The organism is Streptomyces sp. WM6386 (assembly GCF_000972385.1).
Classification (GTDB): Bacteria; Actinomycetota; Actinomycetes; order Streptomycetales; family Streptomycetaceae; genus Streptomyces.
This window is the reverse complement of the sequence record NZ_JXTE01000653.1, coordinates 1-357: the sequence shown is the minus strand read 5'-3', so window position 1 is coordinate 357 and position 357 is coordinate 1. Positions and strand designations below refer to the sequence as shown.

The 357-nt window shown below is 68.3% G+C and carries 1 pseudogene; it reads left to right on the top strand.

Annotation, left to right across the window (positions count from 1 at the left end):
- A pseudogene (locus TN53_RS43110) lies at positions 1-357 on the top strand (hypothetical protein); the annotation flags it as partial.

Sequence of the window (357 nt, the reverse complement as noted above, 5' to 3'; positions counted from 1 at the left end):
CGGTGAGCGCATCGACCGCCAGCTCGGCGACTTCATGGACGCCATGCGCCCGCCGGGTGCCTGGGACCTGAAGGTCCGGCTCAAGGACCTCGACCAGGAGGGCGTGTGGGGCCAACTGGCCTTTCCCTCCATGGGGTTCTGGCTCGTGTCGATCACCGACCGGGAGCTCGCCCGGGAGACCGTGCGGGTCTGGAACGACTGGGCCTACGAGGAGATCCTCAAGAAGAACAAGCGCGTCATCACGACCGCCTGCCTCTCGACGGCCGACATCGAGGACGCGGTCGCCGTGTCGAGCACGGCAGGAACACCGCCTGGAAGCCCAGTTCCGCCACCCGTTCGACCTCGGCGACCGCGTCC